The following is a 22,691-nucleotide window of genomic DNA, read 5'->3' on the forward strand; positions in this document are numbered from 1 at the left end:
TGCCGCACGACGCCACGCCCCGCAGCCGCCCCCGAACCTCAGGAGCGCGATGCCCGACAGTCAGCCGCAGCCCCACTCCTCCGGCTCCTCAGGCTCCTCAGGTGATGACGCCGACGCCACCGCGCTGCTCCTGAGCGGCGCCCGGCTGACCGACGGCAGGACCGTGGACGTGCGGCTCGGCTCCGGGCGCATCGAAGCGGTCGGCACGGCGGGCAGCCTGACCGCGCACGCCGCGCGCGTGGACCTCTCCGGCTACCTCCTGCTGCCGGCCGCGGCCGAACCGCACGCGCACAGCGACACGGCGCTCTCCGCCGACGCGGAGGGCCCGGTCTCGTACGAACTCGCCGATGTCCAGCGCCGGACCACCGAGGCCGCCCTGCTGCAGCTCGGGCACGGCGCGACGGCGCTGCGCTCGCACGTGCGGATCGGTGACGTCCCGGGGCTCACGTCGATGGAGGCGGTGCTGCAGGCGCGGCGTTCGCTGCGCGGCCTGGTGGACCTGACGACCGTGGCCGTGCCGCGCCTGCTGACCGGGGTGGCCGGCGCCGACGGGCTCGCGATGCTGCGGGACGCGGTGAAGATGGGCGCCTCCGTGGTGGGCGGCTGCCCCGACCTTGACCCCGATCCGACCGGGTACGTGGAGGCGGTGCTCGAGGTCGCCGCCGAGCACGGCTGCCCCGTCGACCTGCACACGGACGGCAGCGATCCGGCGCGGCTCGGGCGGCTCGCGGCGATGGCGGGCGGGCTGCGGCCGGGGGTGACGATCGGGCCGTGCGGCGGGCTCGGGCGGCTGCCGTCGGACGTGGCCGCGCGGACCGCGGAACAGCTGGCGGCGGCCGGAGTGACGGTGGTGTGCCTGCCGCAGGGCGGGTGCGGAAGCGTGGACCGGCGGGGCGCCGTGGCGCCGGTCCGGCTGCTGCGGGCGGCCGGGGTGCGGGTGGCCGCGGGCAGCGGGGCCATGCGGGACGTGTCGAACCCCGTGGGGCGCGGGGATCCGCTGGAGGCCGCCTATCTGCTGGCCTCGCGGTGCGGGCTGCGCCCCGAGGACGCGTACGGAGCGGTGAGCACGGCGGCGCGGGCCGCGATGGGGCTTCCCCAGGTGCGGGTGGAGGCGGGCTTCCCCGCCGAGCTGCTCGCGGTGCGCGGCGACCGTCTCGCGGGGGCGCTCTCGCTCGCGTACAGCCGCATCGTGGTGCACCGGGGGCGCGTGGTGGCACGGACGAGCGCGGTGCGCGAGTACTGCGATTCGGCTGCCGCCGTGGCGCTCGACCTGCCGCGACAGGGCCGCTCGAAGAAGGACGGTCCTGGGCGGTCCAAGGGCGCGGAACCGTCGTGAGGGCGGGCTTGAGGGAGGGGCCACAGAAGGGCTCGCTGAAGCACTTGAGGGCGGGCGGCGGTTCCTGACGCGCCCCCGCGTGCGCGGGGCGATCTTGCGAGGGCTGCCGTACGGTCGGAGGCATGCGCATTGTCATCGCTGGAGGTCATGGTCAGATCGCGCTGCGGCTCGAGCGGTTGCTCGCCGCGCGGGGTGACGAGGTCGTCGGGCTCGTCCGCAGAAGCGGGCAGGAAGCCGATCTGCGGGACGCGGGTGCCGAGGCCGCGCTGTGCGACCTGGAGTCGGCGTCCGTCGACGAGGTCGCCGGGCTTCTGGAGGGCGCCGACGCGGCCGTCTTCGCCGCGGGCGCGGGGCCGGGCAGCGGGGCCGACCGCAAGAACACCGTGGACCGCGACGCCGCCGTGCTCTTCGCGGACGCCGCGGAGCGCGCCGGAGTGCGGCGCTATGTGGTCGTGTCGTCGATGGGCGCGGATCCCGCGCACAAGGGCGACGAGATCTTCGACGCCTATCTGCGGGCCAAGGGCGAGGCCGACGCATCCGTACGCGGCCGCAAGGCCCTGGACTGGACGATCCTGCGCCCCGGCATGCTGACGGACGACGCGGGCACCGGACTCGTGCGCCTGGAGGCCTCGACCGGACGCGGGCCGATCCCGCGTGACGACGTGGCCGCGGTGCTCGCGGAGCTTGTCGACTCGTCGGCGACGGCGGGTCTGACGCTGGAGCTGATCAGCGGGTCCACACCGGTGTCCGTGGCGGTCAAGTCCGTTGCGGGGAACTGACGTCCGTACGGCGAAGTCGGTCTCCTGAGGGAAGTCGGTCTCCTGAGGGATGTCCCGCGCGCGGGGCGGTGCTTGGCTGTGGGCACCGCCTACGTGAGGAACACCATGCCCGCCGCCGAAGTGCCCGCCGCGCACGAAGCTCTCCTGCGGCAGATGTACGCCGTCTTCAGTACCGAAGAGCGCGACGCGTTCATCCCCCGTTCCCTGGCACCCGACGTGGACTGGCCGAACCTCCTGGACAACACGCGCGCCCGCGGCATCCCGGCGGTCCGCGCCTACTGGGCACGGCAGTTCGCGGTGATGCACCCCCTGGTGCACCTGGAGCGGCTGCGGCTCGACGACGACGGACGGCGGGTCGTGGCGACCGTGCGGCCAGGACTGCGGGACGAGACGGGCGACCACTGGGCGCCGTCGACGGTCGAGCACGTCTACACGTTCCGCGACGACGGCCTGGTGAGCCGGATGGACGTACGGCAGCCGTAGCCGCCCCACAGGCAGGCACCCCACAGATTGCCCCGCAGATGCCCCAGGACGCCCTGGAGAGCCGTGAGAGCGCCTCAGAACAGCGGGAGCTGGCCAGGGAAGTCCGGGACCGTGTAACCGTCCAGAGCGGGCTGTGCGGCGCCCAGCAGGGCCTGCCTGCGCGAGCCCGGACAGGAGACGAGGTCGCCGCTGCCGCGCTGCCCCGGCGGATCGTGACGGGCGAACCGGCCACCGACGACGGCGATTTCCCGGCGGCACTCGGGGCAGTTCCTGCGGCGCGATGAGGACGGTGTGGATGACATGGACGACATGGACGACATGGCCTCAGCGTACGAAAAGACCCCCTCCAGCTTGCGTTTCCGCAAGACCGGAGAGGGTCTCCTTCGTGTGGCGGCGCCAGGATTCGAACCTGGGAAGGCTGAGCCGGCAGATTTACAGTCTGCTCCCTTTGGCCGCTCGGGCACACCGCCTGGGTCGCTGCCTGGAATCGTTCGCTTTGCGCGGCGCTCCGTGGCAACGACGTAAACGATACCTGATGCACAGGGGTGCTTCGCCACCCGATTGATCAGTACCCGGCACGGGGGCGGTGGCTAGGCTTTGCGGATGCGGCCGGGCACCGAAGGCCGTGCACCAGCTGAGTACGCAGACCCCGATACAAGGAGCCACAGGACATGGCCGACTCCAGTTTCGACATCGTCTCGAAGGTCGAGCGGCAGGAGGTCGACAACGCCCTCAACCAGGCCGCCAAGGAGATCTCGCAGCGCTACGACTTCAAGGGCACGGGTGCCTCGATCGCCTGGTCCGGCGAGAAGATCCTGATGGAGGCGAACGGCGAGGAGCGGGTCAAGGCGATCCTCGACATCTTCCAGTCCAAGCTGATCAAGCGCGGCATCTCGCTCAAGTCGCTGGATGCGGGCGAGCCCCAGCTGTCCGGCAAGGAGTACAAGATCTTCGCCTCGATCGAGGAGGGCATCTCCCAGGAGAACGCGAAGAAGGTTGCCAAGATCATCCGCGATGAGGGCCCGAAGGGCGTCAAGGCGCAGGTCCAGGGCGACGAGCTGCGGGTCAGCTCGAAGAGCCGTGACGACCTGCAGGCCGTGCAGGCGCTGCTCAAGGGGCAGGACTTCGACTTCGCGGTGCAGTTCGCCAACTACCGGTAGCCGCCAGTAAGTACTGGTGCTTTCTCGTCGTACGACGCCGAAGGGCGGGCACCCGGTTCGGGTGCCCGCCCTTGCTGCTGGCCGCAGATCGGGGGACCGGCGCCTCAGGGGGCGCGGAGCGTGCGGGTGGGCTCAGCGGCGCGAGTGGCCGAAGAAGATGCGGTAGACGACGAGCAGAGCGAGTGAGCCGCCGATCGCCGCCACCCAGGTCGGGCCGTCGTAGAAGTCGTTGGCTATCGGGCGGTCGAGATAGCGCGCGGAGTACCAGCCGCCGATGAACGCGCCTGCGATGCCGATGACGGTCGTGCCGATGAAGCCGCCCGGGTCGCGGCCCGGCAGCAGGACCTTGGCCACGGCACCGGCGAGCAGCCCCAGAACGATCCAGCTGATGATGCCCATGCGGTGTACCTGCCCCTCGTTGTGCTGTCTTCCTTGAAGACGTCACAGGGGCGGGGCACGGTTGCGGTGATCGGCTCGGTGCGGTGTATGACACACGCTTACCGGGCCGCGGCGCGGCCCGGATGGGGCTCTAGCGCTGCGCGAACGGCTGGTCCGTACGCACGATTTCGCGGCCGAGCGGCATCAACGACACCGGGATCAGCTTGAAGTTGGCGACGCCCAGCGGGATGCCGATGATCGTGACGCACAGGAGGAAGCCCGTGACGATGTGGCCGAGCGCGAGCCACCAGCCCGCCAGGACCAGCCACAGGACGTTGCCGACGCAGGACGGCGCGCCCGCGTCGCGGCGCTCAACTGTCGTGTACCCGAAGGGCCACAGGGCATAGCGGCCGATCCGGAAGCTGGCGAGGCCGAACGGGATGCCGATGATCGTGATGCACAGGATCAGCCCCGCGACGAGATAGCCGAGGAACATCCAGAAGCCGCACAGGAGGAGCCAAATGACGTTGAGGATTGTCTTCACTGGTGGCGACCTGCCATCTGCTCGAGCCGGGCAATGCGCTCCGCCATCGGCGGGTGCGTGGAGAACATCTTGGACATGCCCTGCCCCGGACGGAAAGGGTTCGCAATCATCATGTGACTTGCCGTCTCAAGGCGTGGCTCGGGCGGCAGCGGAAGCTGCTTGGTGCCCGCGTCGAGCTTACGCAGGGCGCTCGCGAGGGCCAGCGGGTCCCCCGTCAGCTGCGCGCCGGACGCATCGGCCTCGTACTCCCTGGAGCGGCTGATCGCGAGTTGGATGACGGAGGCGGCCAGCGGTCCCAGGAGCATGATCAGGAGCATGCCGAAGATGCCGGGGCCTTCGTTGTCGTTCGACCTGCCGATCGGGATCAGCCAGGCGAAGTTGACCAGGAACATGATCACCGAGGCGAGTGCGCCGGCGACCGACGAGATCAGGATGTCGCGGTTGTAGACGTGGCTGAGCTCGTGGCCGATGACGCCGCGCAGCTCGCGCTCGTCCAGGAGGCGCAGGATGCCGTCGGTGCAGCACACCGCAGCGTTGCGCGGATTGCGGCCCGTCGCGAACGCGTTCGGTGCCTCGGTGGGCGAGATGTAGAGACGGGGCATGGGCTGGCGGGCCTGGGTCGAGAGCTCGCGGACCATGCGGTACAGCTCGGGTGCCTCGAATTCGCTCACCGGGCGCGCGCGCATGGCGCGCAGGGCGAGCTTGTCGCTGTTCCAGTACGCGTACGCATTGGTGCCGAGCGCCACGAAGAGCGCGACGATCAAGCCCGTACGTCCGAAGAAACTGCCGATGACGAGGATGAGAGCGGACAGTCCCCCGAGGAGTACGGCGGTCTTCAGCCCGTTGTGCCGGCGGTGCACGGTACGCCCTCCTGTGGTGCGTGGGGGAACCCTCTGTCTACTGGTGCTTCCACTCTTCAGTGGACCCTCCCGTACTGGTCAACGCCAGGCGGGGAGCACTAGTTCCCTTGTGCGCGCAGGAGCGATGTGGGCCGCTCGGGTGATGCCCGAGCGGCCCAGTGGAGACCTTGTGGCGAAGGCGAACGCGTCAGAAGAGGCCGGTGTCGGAGAACCTCAGGACGAGCTGCGGCGCGCCGGAGAGCGCGATGCCGAGGACCGCGGTCAGGGCGATGGCCGCCGTCAGGGGCGCCGGGACGCGGTGCTTGACCGGCTCGCCCTCGGGGGCGCGGAAGAGCAGCGCGGTCCACTGGAGGTAGTAGAAGAGGGCGATCACCACGTTCACGGCCATCACCACGGTGAGCCAGCCCAGGCCCGCGTCGACCGCCGCCGAGAAGACGGTGACCTTCGCGAAGAGGCCGATGATGCCCGGCGGCAGGCCCGCGAGGCAGAGCAGGAAGAAGCCGAGCACCAGGGCCGCGAGGGGGCTCCTCGCGTACAGGCCCCGGTAGTCGCTGACGCGGTTCAGGCGCTGGGTGCGGCCCACCAGCGCGGCGACGGCGAAGGCTCCGAGGTTCACGGCCGCGTACATCAGGGCGTACGCGACGGTGGAACCGATGGCCTTCTCGGCCTCAGCGGGGTTGTCGGCGTATCCGGCGGCGGCGATCGGCACCAGGAGGTATCCCGCCTGGCCGACCGATGACCAGGCGAGCAGCCGGACGGCGCTGTACGCGCGCGTGGACTGCTGGCGCAGCGCCGCCACGTTGCCCGCGGTCATGGTGAGGGCGGCGAGCACGGCCAGTGCGGGGCCCCACACGTCCGCGTACGAGGGGAAGGCGACGACGGTGACGAGGATCAGGCCGGTGAAGCCGACCGCCTTGCCGACCACGGAGAGGTAGGCCGCCACCGGCAAGGGGGCGCCCACGTAGGTGTCGGGCACCCAGAAGTGGAAGGGCACGGCGGCCACCTTGAAGGCGAAGCCGACCAGGGTGAGGGCGACGCCGGTCTGGGCGAGCGTGTCGAGCTGTCCGTCGACGTGCTGGAGCTCTTCGGCGATCTCCGTGAGGTGCAGGGTGCCGGTCGCGGCGTACACGAAGCTGACGCCCATCAGCGTCACGGCGGTCGCGGTGACGGAGGAGAGGAAGAACTTCAGGGCCGCTTCGGAGGACCGCTTGTCGCCGTGCCGCAGGCCCACGAGCGCGAAGGCGGGCAGCGAGGCGACCTCCAGGGCGACGACGAGCGTGGCGAGATCGCGCGAGGCGGGCAGCAGCGCGGCGCCCGCGGCGGAGGAGAGCAGCAGGAACCAGAACTCCCCTTCGGGGAGTTCCTTCTCCGTGCCGTTCGCGTCCTTGAGCGCGCTCATCGAGAGCAGCGCGGCCAGCAGGGCGCCGCCGAGGACGAGCAGTTGGATGACGAGCGTGAAGCGGTCGGCGGTGTAGCTGCAGGCGTCCGCGCCGCCGGTCAGGCAGAACGTCGAGCGGTCGTCGTTCAGGATCGGCAGCAGGGAGAGCGCGGCGACGGCGAGGCCCGCCACGGAGATCCAGCCGAGCAGCGCCTTCTTCTTGTCGCCCACGAAGAGGTCGGCGACGAGCACGAGGAGACCGACGACGGCCGCGATGGTGGGCGGAGCGATCGCGAGCCAGTCGACGGACTGGACGACGCCGGCGGCGCTTTCGGCGGCCACGGTCACGACTTGCCTCCTGAGAGGAGCTGCTGCACGGCCGGGTCGGTGAGGCCGAGCAGAGCGGCGGGCCAGAGTCCGGCGAGGACGGTGAGGGCGACGAGCGGGGTCCAGGCGGCGAACTCATAGCCCTGGACGTCGGCGAGCGCCGGGGTATCGGTCGTGGCGGCGCCCTGGGGCATCGGGCCCATGCAGACGCGGCGTACGACGATGAGCATGTACGCGGCGGTGAGCAGGGTGCCGAAGGCGGCGATCGCCATGAAGGTGAGGAAGGCGGGGCGGCTGAGGTCGTCGGCGGGCTTGAACGCGCCGAACAGGGCGAGCATCTCGCCCCAGAACCCGGCCAGGCCCGGCAGGCCCAGCGAGGCGACGGCGCCGAAGGCGAGGAGGCCGCCCAGGCGCGGGGCCTTGCCGTAGAGCGCTGCGCCCGATTCCTGCGCGAGGGTGTCGAGGTCGCTGGTGCCGGTGCGGTCCTTCAGCGCGCCCACGAGGAAGAACAGCAGGCCGGTGATGAGACCGTGCGCGATGTTGGCGAACAGCGCGCCGTTCACGCCGGTCGGGCTCATCGTCGAGATGCCGAGCAGGACGAAGCCCATGTGGCCCACGGACGAGTACGCGATGAGGCGCTTGAGGTCGCCCTTCGCGCCCTGCTTGGCGAGGGCGAGGCAGGCGAGCGAGCCGTAGATGATCCCGACGACCGCGAAGGCCGCGAGGTACGGCGCGAACTCCCGCATCCCGTCCGGCGCGACCGGCAGCAGGATCCGGACGAAGCCGTACGTGCCCATCTTCAGCATCACACCGGCCAGCAGGACCGAGCCGACGGTGGGCGCGGCGGTGTGCGCGTCCGGCAGCCAGCTGTGCAGCGGCCACATCGGCGTCTTGACCGCGAGCCCGATCCCGATCGCCAAAACCGCGATGACCTGCACGGATGTGGTCAGCCCGCGGCCGTTGTCAGTGGCGAGTGCCACCATGTCGAATGTGCCGGACTTGAGGCCGATGAGGAGGAGACCGAGCAGCATCACGACGGAGCCGAGCAGCGTGTAGAGGATGAACTTCCAAGCCGCTTGCGTGCGTTGGGCGCCGCCCCAGCGCGCGATGAGGAAGTACATCGGGATGAGGACCATCTCGAACGCCAGGAAGAACAGCAGCAGATCGAGGACGGCGAAGGTCGCGAGGGTGCCGGACTCGAGCACGAGGATCAGCGCGACGAATGCCTTGGGAGACGGGCCCGCAGGCATTTTGAAGTAGGAGTGCAGCGCGCAGAGGAAGGTCAGCAGCGCGGTCAGGACCAGGAGGGGGAGCGAGATGCCGTCGATGCCGAGGTGGATGCGCACGTCGAGTGCGGGGATCCAGCTGATATCGGTCGTGGCCTGCATCTTTGACGGGTGGTCATGGTCGAAGCCGAGCGCCAGGACGATCGCCGCGATGAGGATGACGCCGGTCACGATCACGCCGTGGCGCAGCACGGCCTGGTCGGGCGACTTCCCCTTCAGTCCGGGCGGGGCCGGGAGCAGGGCGGCCACGGCGCCGAGGAGCGGGCCGACCACGATCAACGCCAGAAGAAGCTGCATCACGGATTCACTGATATCGATCACGGCTGCTCACGCTCCGACGGTGGCGACGAGGACGGCGGCGACAGCCAGGACGACGGTGCCTGCGAGCAGCGCGCTCAGGTAGGTCTGCACGTTGCCGGTCTGCGCGCGGCGGACGGCCGCGCCGAGCCAGCGGGGTGCGGTGCCCGCGCCGCGTACGTACGTGTCGACGACCTCGCGGTCCAGGAACCGGACCAGGCGCGCGGCGGCCTGGACGGGGCGCACGAACAGCGCGGCGTAGAGGGCGTCGAGGTGGAAGCCGACGGCGGCGTGCCGGTGCAGCGGGCCGAGCAGGAGGCGGCCGGGGTCGGCCGGGTCGTGGGCGGCGGCCACGTCTCCGTAGGCGGGGGTGTGTGTGGCGATGGCCTCGGCCTCGACCAGGCCTCCGTCGGCCCCCGCGTCGACGGCGACCGCGCCCATCGGGTGGCGGACGGCGAGCGCCGTGGTGTGGCGCCAGGCTCCGTACGTGACGAGCCCGCCGACGAGGGCGAGTCCCGTGCCGAGGACGGAGGTGGTGAGGGTCGGGGTGAGCGAGTGGCCGTCGAACCAGTCCGGCAGGACGCCGACGGTGAGGCCGAAGGCGAGTGAGGGCACGGCGAGCACCCAGAGCACGGCGGTCATCGTGATGGGCTGGCGGCCGTGGTCCGGGGCTGCGGGGCCCTGGCCGTTGAAGGCGAGGAGCCACAGGCGCGTCGCGTAGGCCGCGGTGAGCAGGGCGGTGACGAGACCGGCGACGAGGACGATCCAGCCCGCCGCGGTGGGGGCGGTCTCGGAGTGTCCGGTGGCCGCGTGCTCGGCGGCGCCCAGGACGGCTTCCTTGGAGAAGAAGCCGCTGAAGGGCGGGATCGCGGCGAGCGCGAGGAGCGCCACGGTCATCGTCCAGAAGGCGTCGGGAACCCGGTCGCGCAGGCCCTTCATGCGGGACATCGCGGCGAGGGAGTTGGTGCCGGCGGCGTGGATGATCACGCCCGCTCCGAGGAAGAGGAGCGCCTTGAAGGCGCCGTGCGAGAGGAGGTGGAAGACGGCGGCCCCGCGGTCGCCGACGGCGAGGGCGCCGGTCAGATAGCCGAGCTGGCCGATCGTCGAGTAGGCGAGGACGCGCTTGATGTCGTCCTGGGCGAGCGCGGCCAGGGCCGATCCCGCCATCGTGACGGCGGCCATGACGGCGAGGACGACCAGGGCTGCCGACGAGGCGGCGAAGACCGGGAGGAGCCGGGCCACGAAGTAGACACCGGCGGCGACCATCGTCGCGGCGTGGATGAGCGCGGAGACGGGGGTCGGGCCGGCCATCGCGTCGGGCAGCCAGGTGTGCAGCGGGAACTGCGCGGACTTGCCCGCCACACCGGCCAGGAGCAGCAGGGCGATCAGCGTCGGGTGGTCCAGGCCGCCGTCGGCGACCTTCGCGAGGATCGTCGTGATGCGGAACGACCCGGCGTCGACGGCGAGCGCGAACAGGCCGATCAGGAAGGGGACGTCGCCGAGCTTGGTGACCAGGAAGGCCTTGAGGGAGGCGGCGCGGGCTTCGGGCGTCTCCCAGTAGTGGCCGACGAGGAAGTACGAGCAGATGCCCATGATCTCCCAGCCGACCAGGAGCACCATCAGGTCGCCGGAGTAGACGACGAGCAGCATCGCGGAGGTGAAGAGGGAGACGAGAGCGGCGTACGAGGGGTAGCGCGGGTCGTCGCGCAGGTAACCCGTCGAGTAGATCTGCACGCAGGAGGCGACGACGCCGACCAGGACGGCGACCAGGGCGGCGAAGCCGTCGATGTGCAGGGCGAGTTCGATGGGGACCGAGCCGGTCGGGGTGAGCTCGGTGGCGGAGTCGATGTCGGCGCCGCCGCCGTGGCGGGCCGCGACCAGGACGGCGATGACCAGCGCCGCCAGGGTGGGCAGCACCGCGAGGGGGCGTACGAGACCCGGGACGGTGCGGCCGAGCAGCAGGCCTGCGACCGCGCCGAGGAACGGCAGGAGGGGGACGAGTACGGCGAGGGTGGTCGTGGTCACGCGGTGGCCTCAGCCTTCTGCGACTTCTGCGACTTCTCTGCCGGGGCGGGCTCCTCGGTGGCCGCGCCCTCGGCATCGTCTTCGGGGTCGTCGGGGCCCTCGGCGGTGTCGCGGAGTTCGTCGACGGCGGAGGAGCCGCGGTTGCGGTAGACCGCGAGGACGATCGCGAGGCCGATGCCGATCTCCGCCGCGGCGATGGCGATGGTGAAGAGGGTCAGGGCCTGGCCGGAGTGGAGGGCGTCGCGGAGCCAGACGTCGAAGGCGACCAGGTTGAGGTTGACGGCGTTGAGCATCAGCTCGACGGACATCAGGACCAGGATCGCGTTGCGGCGTGCGAGGACTCCGTACAGGCCTACGCAGAAGAGGAGGACGGCCAGGACGGCGGGATAGGCGAGGTGCATCAGCGCTGCTCCTTGTCGCCGGTAGTGCCGGTGTCGCCGTTCAGGCGGGTCATGCGGGCGTTCCTGCGGGAGAGGACGATCGCGCCGACCAGGGCGGCGAGGAGCAGGACCGAGAGGGCCTCGAAGGGCAGCACCCAGTGCTGGAAGAGGAACTTTCCGGTCACGGCGGTGGAGCCCTGGGCCTCGTCGGCGGCGCGGTCGAGGTCGATCCAGGTCGTCCGGAAGGCGTCGACGACGACCCAGACCAGGGCGGCCGCCGCGAGGACGGCCACCGCGAGCGCGACCGGACGATTGCCCGAATCGGCGTCCGGGGAGCGGCCGATGGGGGCCCGCGTCAGCATCAGACCGAAGAGGAGGAGGACGACGACGGAGCCGACGTAGATGAGGACCTGCACCCAGGCGATGAACTCGGCGGTGAGCAGGAGGTACTCGACAGCCAGGCCGCCGAGCGTCGCCACCAGCCACAGGGCGGCGTGCACCAGCTGCTTGGTGGTGACGGTGACGATCGCCGAGCCGAGGGTGACGAGGCCGACCAGGAGGAAGGCGATCTCCACCCCTGTCGGGGAGAGGAAGCCTTGGGGGGCGTTGGCCGCCAGGGGGGCCAGAGGGGCGGTTGCTGCGAGGGTCACGCGTCTCCCTCCGGTCCGGCTGCTTCGGCTTCCTGGGCCGCGGCGAGCTTCTCCGCCGCCTTGCGGGCGGTGACGATCTCCTTGGGCTCCTCGGCCGCGGGGTCCAGGGCCGGCGGGGCCGGGACCGTCCACATCCAGTCGCGGAGCTTGTCGCGCTCGTGGGTGAGTTCGTGGATGTCGGTCTCGGCGTACTCGAACTCCGGGGACCAGAACAGTGCGTCGAAGGGGCAGACCTCGATGCAGATGCCGCAGTACATGCAGAGGGAGAAGTCGATGGCGAAGCGGTCGAGGACGTTGCGGCTGCGCTCGCGGCCGCCTTCGACGGCCGGCGGGACCGTCTCCTTGTGGGAGTCGATGTAGATGCACCAGTCCGGGCACTCACGGGCGCAGAGCATGCAGACCGTGCAGTTCTCCTCGAAGAGACCGATGACGCCCCGGGTGCGGGGCGGGAGTTCGGGCTGGTGCTCCGGGTACTGCTCGGTGACGGTCTTCTTCGTCATCGTGCGGAGGGTGACGGCGAGGCCCTTGGCCAGGCCGCTGCCAGGGATCGGAGGCATTAGTTGATCGCCACCTTCACGATTCCGGTGAGCGCGATCTGCGCGAGGGCGAGCGGGACGAGGAGGGTCCAGGAGAGCTTCTGGAGCTGGTCCTCGCGGAGACGGGGGTAGCTGACGCGCAGCCAGATCACGAGGAAGGCGAGTACGCCCGTCTTCAGGAGGGTCCAGACCCAGCCGAGGCCGTCGGCGCCCCAGGGGCCGTGCCAGCCGCCGAGGAAGAGGACGGTGGTGAGGCCGCAGAGGACGACGATTCCGGCGTACTCGGCGAGGAGGAAGAGGGCGAAGCGCAGGCCCGTGTACTCGGTGTACGCACCGAAGATGATCTCCGAGTCGGCGACCGGCATGTCGAAGGGCGGGCGCTGGAGTTCGGCGAGGCCCGCGACGAAGAAGACGAGGGCGCCGACGATCTGCCAGGGCAGCCACCACCACTCGAAGGCGTTGAGGATGCCGGGCAGCGACACCGTCCCCGCCGCCATCGCGACCGAGGCCGCGGCGAGCAGCATCGGGAGTTCGTACGCGAGGAGCTGGGCGGCGGTGCGCAGGCCACCGAGGAGGGAGAACTTGTTGGCGCTCGCCCAGCCCGCCATGAGCGAGCCGAGTACGCCGACGCCCATGACCGCGAGCACGAAGAAGATGCCCGCGTCGACGAGTTGGCCGACGGCGCCTTCGCTCGGGCCGATGGGGATGGCCACCAGGACGAGGAGGTAGGGCAGCAGGGCGACGGCGGGGGCAAGCTGGAAGATGCGGCGGTCGGCCTCGGCCGGTACGACGTCCTCCTTCTGCGCGAACTTGACTCCGTCGGCGACGAGCTGGGCCCAGCCGTGGAAGCCGCCCGCGTGCATGGGGCCGAGGCGGCCCTGCATGTGGGCCATCACCTTGTGCTCGGTCTGGCCGATGACCAGGGGCAGGACGAGGAAGACGGCGAAGACGATGAGGAGACGCAGGGCGACGTCGAGCGCGTCGGTCACTCCGTGCCTCCTGGGCGGTCGTTCTCTGCGGGCTGGTCGTTCTCTGCGGGCTGGCCGTTGGCTTCGGGCTGGCCGTTGGTTTCGGGGCCGTTGTCTTCAGGGCCGTCGGGGCCGTTGTCTTCGGTGGTGTCGGCGGGCTTCTTGGTGTCCTCGAACGCCGGGCGGGCCTGGTGCCATGGGGCGTCGGAACTGGCCGGGGGCTTCTCGGACTTCGCCTCGGGTGCCGAGGCAGCCTCCGCCTTCGGCTCCGGCGTCTTCGACTCCGGCGGCGGTTCCGGCGCCGGTCGCTGCGACGCCGAGCCCTGGCTCACGCTGCGCGACCGGCGCGGAGCAGGTGCCTCCGGCTGCGCGCCCTCGGCCTGACCCGCAGCCGCCGAACCCGCGGCCGCAGGCCCGCCAGCCGCCTGGCTCGCCGAGCCCTCGCCCGCCGTGCGCGCCCGGCGTACGGGACGGTCGCCTGCCGCGCGGGCGGCGCCGCGGGCCGGGCGGGCCGGGGCCGCGGGGAGTTGGCCCTTCAGGGGGCCCCATTCGTTCGGGTCGGGTACGCCCGGAGGCAGCATCTGGCGGCGCTTGGGACCGCCGTGCTCCGACTCCCCCGGCTCCTTCGCGCCGGGCCACGCCTTCGCGACCCGCGCCGCCAGGACGAAGTCCTTGCGCAGGGGGTGGCCTTCGAAGGTGTCCGGCAGGAGCAGCGGCACCAGGTGCGGGTGGCCTTCGAAAGCGACGCCGAACATCTCGTGCGTCTCGCGCTCGTGCCACGCCGCGCCCGCGTAGACGTCGACCGCGGTCGGCAGGACCGGGGCGTCGTGCGGGACGGTCGTACGGATGAGGAGACGACGTACCGGAGAGAGGGCGACGACGTGGGCCGAGACGAGAAAGCCCGTGCCCGGTTCGTCGACGGCGCTCAGCCAGTCGAAGTAGGTGCAGGTCAGGGTCGTGCGCGCGGTTTCGAGCGCCGCGATCCACGAGCTCGGCGGGACGTCGACCGTCAGGAGGTCGTACGACTCGTCCGCCGTGGCCTCCGCGCCGAAGAGCTCCTCGACGGGGCTCGGCAGCCAGCCGGTCATGCCTTCCCCTCCCCCGCCACGGACTCGGGCCCGGACCCGGACTCGGCCCCGGACCGGGACTCAGCCCCGGAATCAGCCCCGGACGCACTCGCCGCCGGCGGCTTCACGAGTCCGCTCTGCAGAGCCGCCACCGAAGGGCGTCCACCAGTGCCGTACCGCTCCGCCAGCGACTCCCGAGCGATCTTCTCCTGGAGCTTGAGGATGCCCTGGAGCAGCGCTTCGGGTCGGGGCGGGCAACCGGGTACGTACACGTCGACCGGAATGATCTGGTCGACGCCCTTGGTCACCGCGTACGAATCCCAGTACGGACCGCCGCAGTTGGAGCAGGCGCCGAAGGAGATGACGTACTTGGGCTCGGGCATCTGCTCGTACAGGCGCTTCACGGCCGGGGCCATCTTGTCCGTGACCGTGCCCGACACCACCATCAGGTCGGCCTGGCGCGGGCCGGGCGCGAACGGGATCACGCCGAGCCGGATGAAGTCGTGCCGGGCCATGGAGGCGGCGATGAACTCGATGGCGCAACAGGCGAGGCCGAAGTTGAAGACCCACAGCGAGTACCGGCGGCCCCAGTTGAGGACCACCTTCATCGGCTCGGGTGCCAGGCGCGAGAGCACGCCCAGCTTCTGCGGCTCGGGCGTGGGGAGCAGGGTCGGCTCGGGCAGGAGCACGGGCTCCGGGGTCACGTCCATGTGAGGACGCCCTTCTTGTATGCGTACAGCAGGCCCACGGTCAGGAAGCCGAGGAAGATGAACATCTCCACCAGCGTCGTCGCACCGTAGCCGGGCGCGGCGAAAACCGTCGCCCAGGGGAAGAGGAAGATCGAGTCGACGGCGAAGATGACGTAGAGGAACGCGTAGACGTAGTAGCGGACCTGGGTGTGGGCCCAGCCGTCGCCGACCGGGTCGACGCCGCACTCGTACGTCAGGAGCTTCTCGGGTGTCGGCACGACGGGCCGCAGCAGCCGCCCCGCACCGAAGGCGACGGCGACGAACAGCACGCCGACGACGGCGAGCAGTCCGACGACGGAGTACGACTGGTAGTAGCTCGCCGCGACGTCTGTCACGTGCACGTCAGCCCCTCACTCCCTGACCGCCTCTGACACTCATCACTGTTCGACGATCTGTACGCACGGGAGTCTAGGGCCTGCTAAAGACGAGGTAAGCAGAGCGTCACGCATCGGCAAGGACTGATCGGCCGTGACGGGGCGCCTCGGGTGAACCGCGGGTGCACCGCGAGTGCACCGGCGGGTGCACCGACGGGTGGGGTTATCCCCCGGGAGTCCGGGCGGCCCTCCTCATGGCATCGCGGCGACAAGCCGTGCACTCTGGCGCGTATGACCGCAAGCACCAGGCCCTCGTCCACGCCCCCGCCACCACCCGCGCGCTTCGCGGCGTACGACCGGCAGACCTGGAAGGAGATCGCCCACCTCCTCGCCAACCTGCCGCTGGGCGTGGCCGGTTTCGTGTACGTGGTCGTGACGCTCGCGGCCGGCGGCGGTCTCGCCGTGACCGTCGTCGGCCTGCCGCTGCTCGCGGGCGCGCTCCTCGGTGCGCGCCTCATCGGCAAGTGGGAGCGGGCGCGGGCGCGGATGCTGCTCGGGCTGCGGATCGACGAGCCGAGTCCGATGCCGAGGCAGCGGGGGCACGGCTTCTTCGGCTGGCTGTGGACGAGCCTGAAGGATCCGGTCGGCTGGCGCACGATGCTGTACTCGTTCATGCGGCTGCCCTGGGGCGTGGTGACGTTCACCGTCAGCGTGATCGGGCTCTTCGTGCTGTGGCCGGTGCTCCCTTACATCGTGCGCGGACTGACCAACGCCGATCGCGCGATGGTGCGCGGACTCCTCTCGCCCTCCGACGAACTGGAGCGGCGCATCGTCGAGTTGGAGTCGGACCGCGGCGTCGTGGTCGACACGGCGGCGGCCGACCTGCGCCGCATCGAGCGCGACCTGCACGACGGGGCACAGGCCCGCCTGGTGGCGCTCGCCATGGGGCTCGGTCTGGCCAAGGAGAAGCTCCTGGAGGGGCAGGCCGACGACACGGTGGCGGCGATGGTCGACGAGGCGCACGGCGAGGTGAAGCTCGCCCTCCAGGAGCTGCGCGACCTCGCCCGCGGCATCCACCCCGCGGTCCTGACCGACCGAGGCCTGGACGCGGCACTGTCCTCGCTCGCCGCCCGGTGCACGGTCCCGGTGAAGGTGACGGCCGATCTGCCGTCGCGCCCGGCCGCGGCGATCGAGGGCAGCGCGTACTTCACGGTCTCCGAGCTCCTGCAGAACGTCAGCAAGCACAGCGGGGCGCGTACGGCGTCCGTGGAGGTGTGGCGCGCCGATCAGCGCCTCCTCATCCAGGTGTGGGACGACGGCCGGGGCGGCGCGAGTCTGGACGGGGGCACGGGCATGGCGGGGCTCGCGGACCGGCTCGGCGCGGTCGACGGCCTGTTCGTGATCGACTCCCCGGAGGGCGGGCCCACGACGATCACGGCGGAGCTGCCGTGGCGGGACCGGGACCACGCAGCCCAGGGATGACGCACGGGGGCCCGGGGGTAGGGAAAACCCCCGGTCCAAGACACCTACGCACCACATGGTCCGGATCAGCCTCGGCCAGCACTCTGGAGATACCGCGGGAACCGCGGACCGCAGACCGCGCACCGCGAACCCGCACACCGCGCACCGCGCACCGCAGACCGAGCAGAAACGGACGACACCGATGGCCACGGAGTACGGACAGGAGTACGGACGCATGGACCGTTCGGAGTTCCGGGGATCCGACCTCGACGAGCGGCGGCCCCGCGTCCCCGCCGGGCTGCGCGCGCCGATCGAGGCCCGTGCCTGGAAGGAATTCGGCTATGTGCTCCTGAGCCTGCCGATCAGCATCGTCACGTTCACGTTCGCGGTCACGATGCTGTCGCTCGGCGTCGGCCTGCTGATCACGTTCATCGGCATCCCGGTGCTCGCCGCCGGGCTCGCCGCCTGCCGCGGCTTCGGCTCCCTGGAGCGGGTGCGGGCACGGGCGCTGCTCGGCGTGGAGGTGGCGAACCCGGAGCCACTGCGGCCCAAGGGCGGCGGCCCGATGGGGTGGATGGGCGCCGTGCTCAAGAGCGGCGTCTCCTGGCGGCACGTCCTCTACTCCGTCCTCCACATGCCGTGGGCGGTCTTCTCCTTCACCGTGTCGGTGGCCTTCTGGACGTACGGCTGGGCGATGCTCACGTACCCGCTGTGGCAGTGGCTCTTCCCGCTCTACGGCGGCCAGGGCGGCATCCAGCTCTACGGCGACGACAACCACCGCATCTACCTGGACAACCCCTTCGAGATCGGCGTCACCGCCCTCACCGGCCTGCTGATCACGCTGGCCACGCCCTGGATCATCCGGGCCCTGACCACCGTCGACCGCGTCATGGTGGTCGGTCTGCTCGGCCCCTCCAGCCTGGCGACGCGCGTCGTCGAGCTGGAGTCGGACCGCGGCGTCGTCGTCGACACGGCGGCGGCCGACCTGCGCCGCATCGAGCGCGACCTGCACGACGGCGCGCAGGCCCGCCTGGTGGCGCTCGCCATGGATCTGGGGCTCGCCAAGGAGAAGCTGACGGAGGACCCGGAGGCCGCGGCCCGCATGGTGGGCGAGGCGCACGGCGAGGTGAAGGTCGCCCTCCAGGAGCTGCGCGACCTGGCCCGCGGCATCCACCCCGCGGTCCTCACCGACCGCGGCCTGGACGCGGCGCTGTCCTCGCTGGCCGCCCGGTGCACGGTCCCGGTCCAGGTCGAGGTGGACCTGCCCGCGCGGCCCGCCGCCGCGATCGAGGGCATCGCGTACTTCACGGTCTCCGAGCTCCTGCAGAACATCAGCAAGCACGCACGGGCGACCCGTGGCTCGGTCGACGTCTGGCAGGTCGAGGACCGGCTGATGCTTCAGGTCTCCGACGACGGGGCGGGGGGCGCGGACGTGACCAGTGGCTCCGGTCTTGCGGGGCTCGCCGAGCGGCTCGACGCGGTCGACGGGATCCTGGTCGTGAATTCGCCTGCGGGCGGGCCCACGACGGTGACGGCGGAGCTGCCCTGGCGGGCGTAGCGGCGGGCCTTCTGCCGTCCACCCACCCGATCACCCCGGAGCTCGGGGTGATCGGGTGGGTTCTGCCGTGTCATCGAACGCCGTAACGCCCCTTCATGCGCGTTCGTACGCGCGATACTGAGGTGCCGGGGGACAACCAGAATCGAATATGCCGGGGGGCCGTGAACGTGGAGGACAAAGTGCGGGTCGTCATCGCCGAGGATTCAGTGCTGCTGAGGGAGGGCCTGACCCGGTTGCTGACCGACCGCGGGCACGACGTCGTCGCGGGGGTGGGCGACGCGGACGCGCTGATCAAGACGGTCAACGAACTCTCCTCGGAGGGCGCGCTGCCCGATGTGGTCGTCGCCGACGTGCGGATGCCGCCGACCCACACCGACGAGGGGGTGCGGGCCGCGGTGCATCTGCGCCAACAGTTCCCCGGGCTCGGGGTGCTCGTCCTCTCGCAGTACGTCGAGGAGCAGTACGCCACCGAACTCCTCGCCGGATCCAGCCGTGGCGTCGGCTATCTGCTCAAGGACCGTGTCGCCGAGGTGCGCGAGTTCGTGGACGCGGTGGTGCGTGTCGCGCAGGGCGGCACCGCGCTCGACCCGGAGGTCGTGGCGCAACTGCTCGGCCGCAGCCGCAAGCAGGACGTCCTCGCGGGGCTTACACCGCGCGAGCGCGAGGTACTCGGTCTGATGGCCGAGGGGCGGACGAACTCCGCGGTCGCCCGGCAGTTGGTGGTGAGTGACGGGGCCGTCGAGAAGCACGTCAGCAACATCTTCCTGAAGCTGGGGCTCTCCCAGAGCGACGGGGACCACCGGCGCGTACTGGCGGTTCTCACCTACCTCAACTCCTAGCAATCTGACACCCTGTCAGATATTTGTTGCGGCGGGAGCCGGAACGAGAGCCGGAACGACGACAGCGCAAGCGCACGGAGAGCGAGTACGGAGAACAGTCCTAGAACCAAAGGATGAGTGGGGGGCGTCTTCCATGTCGGGCCGGGGGGCGAGGCACACCGTGGCAAAACGGGGCATATGCGCGTCTCAAAAGTGCGTCCGTCATGCGATCTACCCCGGGAAGGCGACCCTTACAGACGTAGGGTGGGCCTTGGGAAGGCCGGTCGCCCAGCCCTTCCCGCTCAGCCGCCCGAGGGAGGTCCAGTTCAGTGACCAGCCAGGTCAGTAGCCCAGCCGAGCAGGCCGATGGGGCAGTCGTCGGAGAGCAGCGCAAGCCTGCTGGTGAGAAGGATGTACGCCGTCTGGACCGGGTGATCATCCGCTTCGCGGGTGACTCCGGTGACGGTATGCAACTCACCGGTGACCGGTTCACTTCGGAGACGGCGTCCTTCGGGAACGACCTCTCGACACTGCCGAACTTCCCCGCCGAGATCCGTGCTCCTGCCGGGACCCTGCCGGGCGTCTCGTCCTTTCAGCTGCATTTCGCCGACCACGACATCCTCACGCCGGGCGACGCGCCGAACGTCCTCGTCGCGATGAACCCGGCGGCGCTGAAGGCGAACATCGCCGATGTGCCGCGGGGCGCGGAGATCATCGTCAACACGGACGAGTTCTCCAAACGGGCGATGCAGAAGGTCGGCTACGAGGTCTCGCCGCTGGAGGACGGCTCACTGGACGGCTACAGCGTCCATCCGGTGCCGCTGACGACGCTGACGGTCGAGGCGCTCAAGGAGTTCGACCTCTCGCGCAAGGACGCGGGGCGCAGCAAGAACATGTTCGCCCTGGGGTTGCTGTCGTGGATGTACCACCGGCCGACCGAGGGCACCGAGAAGTTCCTGCGGGCGAAGTTCGCCAAGAAGCCGGACATCGCCGAAGCCAACATCACGGCCTTCCACGCCGGCTGGAACTTCGGCGAGACGACGGAGGACTTCGCGGTCTCGTACGAGGTCGCGCCCGCCTCCCATGCCTTCCCGGCCGGCACGTACCGCAACATCTCCGGGAACCTCGCCCTGTCGTACGGCCTGATCGCCGCGGGTCAACAGGCCGATCTGCCGCTCTACTTGGGCTCGTACCCGATCACTCCGGCCTCCGACATCCTGCACGAGCTGTCCAAGCACAAGAACTTCGGCGTGCGGACCTTCCAGGCCGAGGACGAGATCGCGGGCATCGGCGCCGCGCTCGGCGCGGCGTTCGGCGGCTCGCTCGCGGTGACGACGACGTCCGGGCCCGGTGTGGCGCTGAAGTCGGAGACCATCGGGCTCGCGGTCTCGCTCGAACTGCCGCTGCTGGTCGTGGACATCCAGCGCGGTGGGCCTTCCACCGGCCTGCCGACCAAGACCGAGCAGGCGGACCTGCTCCAGGCCATGTTCGGGCGCAACGGCGAGGCGCCGGTGCCGATCGTGGCGCCGAAGACTCCCGCCGACTGCTTCGACGCGGCGATCGAGGCGGCCCGTATCGCGGTCACCTACCGCACGCCGGTGTTCCTGCTGTCGGACGGCTATCTGGCCAATGGTTCGGAGCCCTGGCGCATCCCCGACACCGATGAACTCCCGGACCTGCGCGTGCAGTTCGCCTCGGGGACCAACCACACCGAGGACGACGGCACCGAGGTCTTCTGGCCCTACAAGCGCGACCCGCAGACGCTGGCCCGTCCATGGGCGATCCCCGGCACGCCCGGCCTCGAACACCGCATCGGCGGCATCGAGAAGCAGGACGGCACCGGCAACATCTCGTACGACCCCGCCAACCACGACTTCATGGTCCGCACCCGCCAGGCCAAGATCGACGGCATCGAGGTCCCGGACCTGGAGGTCGACGACGCGACCGGCGACGCCACGTTGCTCGTCCTCGGCTGGGGTTCGACGTACGGCCCCATCACCGCGGCGGTACGTCGCCTGCGCGCGGTCGGCGAGAGCGTCGCGCAGGCCCATCTGCGCCACCTCAACCCGTTCCCGCGGAATCTGGGCGAGGTCCTGAAGCGTTACGACAAGGTGGTGATTCCCGAGATGAACCTCGGGCAGCTCGCCACACTGCTCCGCGCCAAGTACCTCGTGGACGCGGTCTCGTACAACCAGGTCAATGGAATGCCGTTCAAGGCCGAGCAGCTCGCCACGGCTCTCAAGGAGGCCATCAATGGCTGACACGAAGACCGAAGGCACCGGGAGCACGATCGAAGCGCTTTCCCTGGTGCCCAAGGCCGAGGCCAAGCAGTCCATGAAGGACTTCAAGTCCGACCAGGAGGTGCGCTGGTGCCCCGGCTGCGGTGACTACGCGGTCCTGGCCGCCGTGCAGGGCTTCATGCCCGAACTCGGCCTGGCCAAGGAGAACATCGTCTTCGTCTCCGGCATCGGCTGCAGCTCCCGCTTCCCGTACTACATGAACACCTACGGGATGCACTCCATCCACGGCCGCGCCCCCGCCATCGCCACCGGACTCGCCTCATCGCGGCGGGACTTGAGCGTGTGGGTGGTCACCGGGGACGGCGACGCGCTGTCCATCGGCGGCAACCACCTCATTCACGCCCTGCGCCGCAACGTGAATCTGAAGATCCTGCTCTTCAACAACCGGATCTACGGGCTCACCAAGGGTCAGTACTCCCCGACCTCCGAGGTCGGCAAGATCACCAAGTCGACGCCGATGGGCTCGCTGGACGCGCCCTTCAACCCCGTCTCGCTGGCGATCGGCGCGGAGGCGTCGTTCGTGGCGCGCACGGTGGACTCCGACCGCAAGCACCTCACCTCGGTGCTTCGCGAGGCCGCCGAGCACCCCGGCACCGCGCTGGTGGAGATCTACCAGAACTGCAACATCTTCAACGACGGCGCCTTCGAGGTCCTCAAGGACAAACAGCAGGCCGAGGAAGCCGTCATCCGTCTCGAACACGGACAGCCCATCCGCTTCGGGGCCGAGGGCGCCAAGGGCGTCGTACGGGATCCGGCGACCGGTGATCTCAAAGTCGTCCCCGTCACGCCTGAGACCGAGTCTCAGATCCTGGTCCACGACGCGCACTCCACCTCGCCGACGCTGGCCTTCGCGCTGTCGCGGCTCGCGGATCCGGACACCCTGCACCACACCCCGATCGGCGTCTTCCGCGACGTCGAGCGCCCGGTCTACGACACGCTGATGTCCGACCAGCTCGACACCGCCATCGAGCAGAACGGCAAGGGCGACCTGGCCGCTCTGCTCGCGGGCGGCGACACCTGGACGGTCGTCGGCTAGC

At 70.5% G+C, this 22,691-nt stretch carries 23 protein-coding genes and 1 tRNA gene; 9 read left to right on the forward strand and 15 right to left on the reverse strand.

From position 1 onward, the window contains the following. Positions 1–49 precede the first annotated feature (49 nt). From M4V62_RS18500 to M4V62_RS18510, 3 genes are all read left to right on the forward strand, one after another. A complete protein-coding gene (locus M4V62_RS18500; protein WP_249588353.1) occupies positions 50–1,336 on the forward strand; it encodes an amidohydrolase family protein in 1,287 nt (428 codons plus the stop codon). Between the two features lie 122 nt (positions 1,337–1,458). After that, positions 1,459–2,115 (forward strand): SDR family oxidoreductase, encoded by a 657-nt coding sequence (locus tag M4V62_RS18505; protein ID WP_249588354.1) that lies wholly within the window; start codon positions 1,459–1,461, stop codon positions 2,113–2,115. A gap of 105 nt (positions 2,116–2,220) precedes the next feature. After that, complete coding sequence (locus tag M4V62_RS18510) at positions 2,221–2,598, forward strand: nuclear transport factor 2 family protein (protein ID WP_249588355.1); 378 nt, start codon at positions 2,221–2,223, stop codon at positions 2,596–2,598. Between the two features lie 74 nt (positions 2,599–2,672). On the opposite strand, the gene M4V62_RS18515 is transcribed toward M4V62_RS18510, so the two are convergent. Both M4V62_RS18515 and M4V62_RS18520 read right to left on the reverse strand, forming a co-directional pair. Next, positions 2,673–2,918 carry a hypothetical protein gene (locus tag M4V62_RS18515; protein ID WP_249588356.1) on the reverse strand — a complete coding sequence of 82 codons (246 nt, stop codon included), beginning with the start codon at positions 2,916–2,918 and terminating at the stop codon, positions 2,673–2,675. A 68-nt stretch (positions 2,919–2,986) separates the two neighbouring features. Continuing rightward, a tRNA-Tyr gene (locus M4V62_RS18520) sits at positions 2,987–3,068 on the reverse strand. A 201-nt stretch (positions 3,069–3,269) separates the two neighbouring features. Between M4V62_RS18520 and M4V62_RS18525 the strand changes: the two genes are divergently transcribed. Then, the gene (locus M4V62_RS18525) at positions 3,270–3,758 is read left to right on the forward strand and encodes a YajQ family cyclic di-GMP-binding protein (protein ID WP_249588357.1); all 489 of its coding nucleotides are present in this window, start codon (positions 3,270–3,272) and stop codon (positions 3,756–3,758) included. Between the two features lie 132 nt (positions 3,759–3,890). On the opposite strand, the gene M4V62_RS18530 is transcribed toward M4V62_RS18525, so the two are convergent. From M4V62_RS18530 to M4V62_RS18590, 13 genes are all read right to left on the reverse strand, one after another. Next, positions 3,891–4,157: a GlsB/YeaQ/YmgE family stress response membrane protein gene (locus M4V62_RS18530; protein ID WP_249588358.1), complete on the reverse strand. Its 267-nt coding sequence runs from the start codon at positions 4,155–4,157 to the stop codon at positions 3,891–3,893. 130 nt (positions 4,158–4,287) lie between these two features. Continuing rightward, the gene (locus tag M4V62_RS18535; RefSeq protein ID WP_249588359.1) at positions 4,288–4,680 is read right to left on the reverse strand and encodes a YccF domain-containing protein; all 393 of its coding nucleotides are present in this window, start codon (positions 4,678–4,680) and stop codon (positions 4,288–4,290) included. Further along, positions 4,677–5,540, reverse strand: a complete 864-nt coding sequence (htpX, locus tag M4V62_RS18540) for a zinc metalloprotease HtpX (protein ID WP_249588360.1) — start codon at positions 5,538–5,540, stop codon at positions 4,677–4,679. The genes M4V62_RS18535 and htpX overlap by 4 nt, the downstream gene beginning before the upstream one ends. A 187-nt stretch (positions 5,541–5,727) precedes the next feature. Next, positions 5,728–7,266: an NADH-quinone oxidoreductase subunit N gene (locus M4V62_RS18545; RefSeq protein ID WP_249588361.1), complete on the reverse strand. Its 1,539-nt coding sequence runs from the start codon at positions 7,264–7,266 to the stop codon at positions 5,728–5,730. Next, positions 7,263–8,852 carry an NADH-quinone oxidoreductase subunit M gene (locus tag M4V62_RS18550; protein WP_249588362.1) on the reverse strand — a complete coding sequence of 530 codons (1,590 nt, stop codon included), beginning with the start codon at positions 8,850–8,852 and terminating at the stop codon, positions 7,263–7,265. The genes M4V62_RS18545 and M4V62_RS18550 overlap by 4 nt, the downstream gene beginning before the upstream one ends. Before the next feature lie 6 nt (positions 8,853–8,858). Then, entirely contained in the window at positions 8,859–10,853 is a 1,995-nt protein-coding gene (locus M4V62_RS18555; RefSeq protein WP_249588363.1) for an NADH-quinone oxidoreductase subunit 5 family protein, read from the reverse strand. Further along, a complete protein-coding gene (gene nuoK, locus M4V62_RS18560) occupies positions 10,850–11,254 on the reverse strand; it encodes an NADH-quinone oxidoreductase subunit NuoK (protein WP_249588364.1) in 405 nt (134 codons plus the stop codon). Before nuoK ends, M4V62_RS18555 begins: the two co-directional genes overlap by 4 nt. Beyond that, complete coding sequence (locus M4V62_RS18565) at positions 11,254–11,883, reverse strand: NADH-quinone oxidoreductase subunit J family protein (RefSeq protein WP_249588365.1); 630 nt, start codon at positions 11,881–11,883, stop codon at positions 11,254–11,256. Before M4V62_RS18565 ends, nuoK begins: the two co-directional genes overlap by 1 nt. Continuing rightward, the gene (locus M4V62_RS18570) at positions 11,880–12,440 is read right to left on the reverse strand and encodes a NuoI/complex I 23 kDa subunit family protein (RefSeq protein ID WP_249588366.1); all 561 of its coding nucleotides are present in this window, start codon (positions 12,438–12,440) and stop codon (positions 11,880–11,882) included. Before M4V62_RS18570 ends, M4V62_RS18565 begins: the two co-directional genes overlap by 4 nt. Beyond that, complete coding sequence (locus M4V62_RS18575) at positions 12,440–13,408, reverse strand: complex I subunit 1/NuoH family protein (protein WP_249588367.1); 969 nt, start codon at positions 13,406–13,408, stop codon at positions 12,440–12,442. The genes M4V62_RS18570 and M4V62_RS18575 overlap by 1 nt, the downstream gene beginning before the upstream one ends. Further along, positions 13,405–14,475 carry an NADH-quinone oxidoreductase subunit C gene (locus tag M4V62_RS18580; protein ID WP_249588368.1) on the reverse strand — a complete coding sequence of 357 codons (1,071 nt, stop codon included), beginning with the start codon at positions 14,473–14,475 and terminating at the stop codon, positions 13,405–13,407. The genes M4V62_RS18575 and M4V62_RS18580 overlap by 4 nt, the downstream gene beginning before the upstream one ends. After that, entirely contained in the window at positions 14,472–15,164 is a 693-nt protein-coding gene (locus M4V62_RS18585) for an NADH-quinone oxidoreductase subunit B (RefSeq protein WP_249588369.1), read from the reverse strand. Before M4V62_RS18585 ends, M4V62_RS18580 begins: the two co-directional genes overlap by 4 nt. Beyond that, positions 15,155–15,544 carry an NADH-quinone oxidoreductase subunit A gene (locus M4V62_RS18590; RefSeq protein ID WP_249588370.1) on the reverse strand — a complete coding sequence of 130 codons (390 nt, stop codon included), beginning with the start codon at positions 15,542–15,544 and terminating at the stop codon, positions 15,155–15,157. Before M4V62_RS18590 ends, M4V62_RS18585 begins: the two co-directional genes overlap by 10 nt. A 264-nt stretch (positions 15,545–15,808) precedes the next feature. Here M4V62_RS18590 and M4V62_RS18595 point away from each other — a divergent pair, with 264 nt between their 5' ends. The 5 genes from M4V62_RS18595 (at position 15,809) to M4V62_RS18615 (ending at position 22,690) form a co-directional block, all read left to right on the forward strand. Continuing rightward, positions 15,809–16,999 carry a sensor histidine kinase gene (locus M4V62_RS18595; RefSeq protein WP_249588371.1) on the forward strand — a complete coding sequence of 397 codons (1,191 nt, stop codon included), beginning with the start codon at positions 15,809–15,811 and terminating at the stop codon, positions 16,997–16,999. A gap of 181 nt (positions 17,000–17,180) precedes the next feature. Beyond that, on the forward strand, positions 17,181–18,536 hold the full coding sequence (locus M4V62_RS18600) for a sensor histidine kinase (protein WP_249592889.1): 1,356 nt from the start codon (positions 17,181–17,183) through the stop codon (positions 18,534–18,536). A gap of 179 nt (positions 18,537–18,715) precedes the next feature. Then, positions 18,716–19,375: a response regulator transcription factor gene (locus M4V62_RS18605; RefSeq protein ID WP_249592890.1), complete on the forward strand. Its 660-nt coding sequence runs from the start codon at positions 18,716–18,718 to the stop codon at positions 19,373–19,375. 308 nt (positions 19,376–19,683) lie between these two features. Next, the gene (locus M4V62_RS18610; protein ID WP_249588372.1) at positions 19,684–21,615 is read left to right on the forward strand and encodes a 2-oxoacid:acceptor oxidoreductase subunit alpha; all 1,932 of its coding nucleotides are present in this window, start codon (positions 19,684–19,686) and stop codon (positions 21,613–21,615) included. Continuing rightward, the gene (locus M4V62_RS18615) at positions 21,608–22,690 is read left to right on the forward strand and encodes a 2-oxoacid:ferredoxin oxidoreductase subunit beta (RefSeq protein WP_249588373.1); all 1,083 of its coding nucleotides are present in this window, start codon (positions 21,608–21,610) and stop codon (positions 22,688–22,690) included. The genes M4V62_RS18610 and M4V62_RS18615 overlap by 8 nt, the downstream gene beginning before the upstream one ends. Position 22,691 lies beyond the last annotated feature (1 nt).

This window comes from Streptomyces durmitorensis (assembly GCF_023498005.1).
In the GTDB taxonomy this organism is placed as follows: domain Bacteria; phylum Actinomycetota; class Actinomycetes; order Streptomycetales; family Streptomycetaceae; genus Streptomyces; species Streptomyces durmitorensis.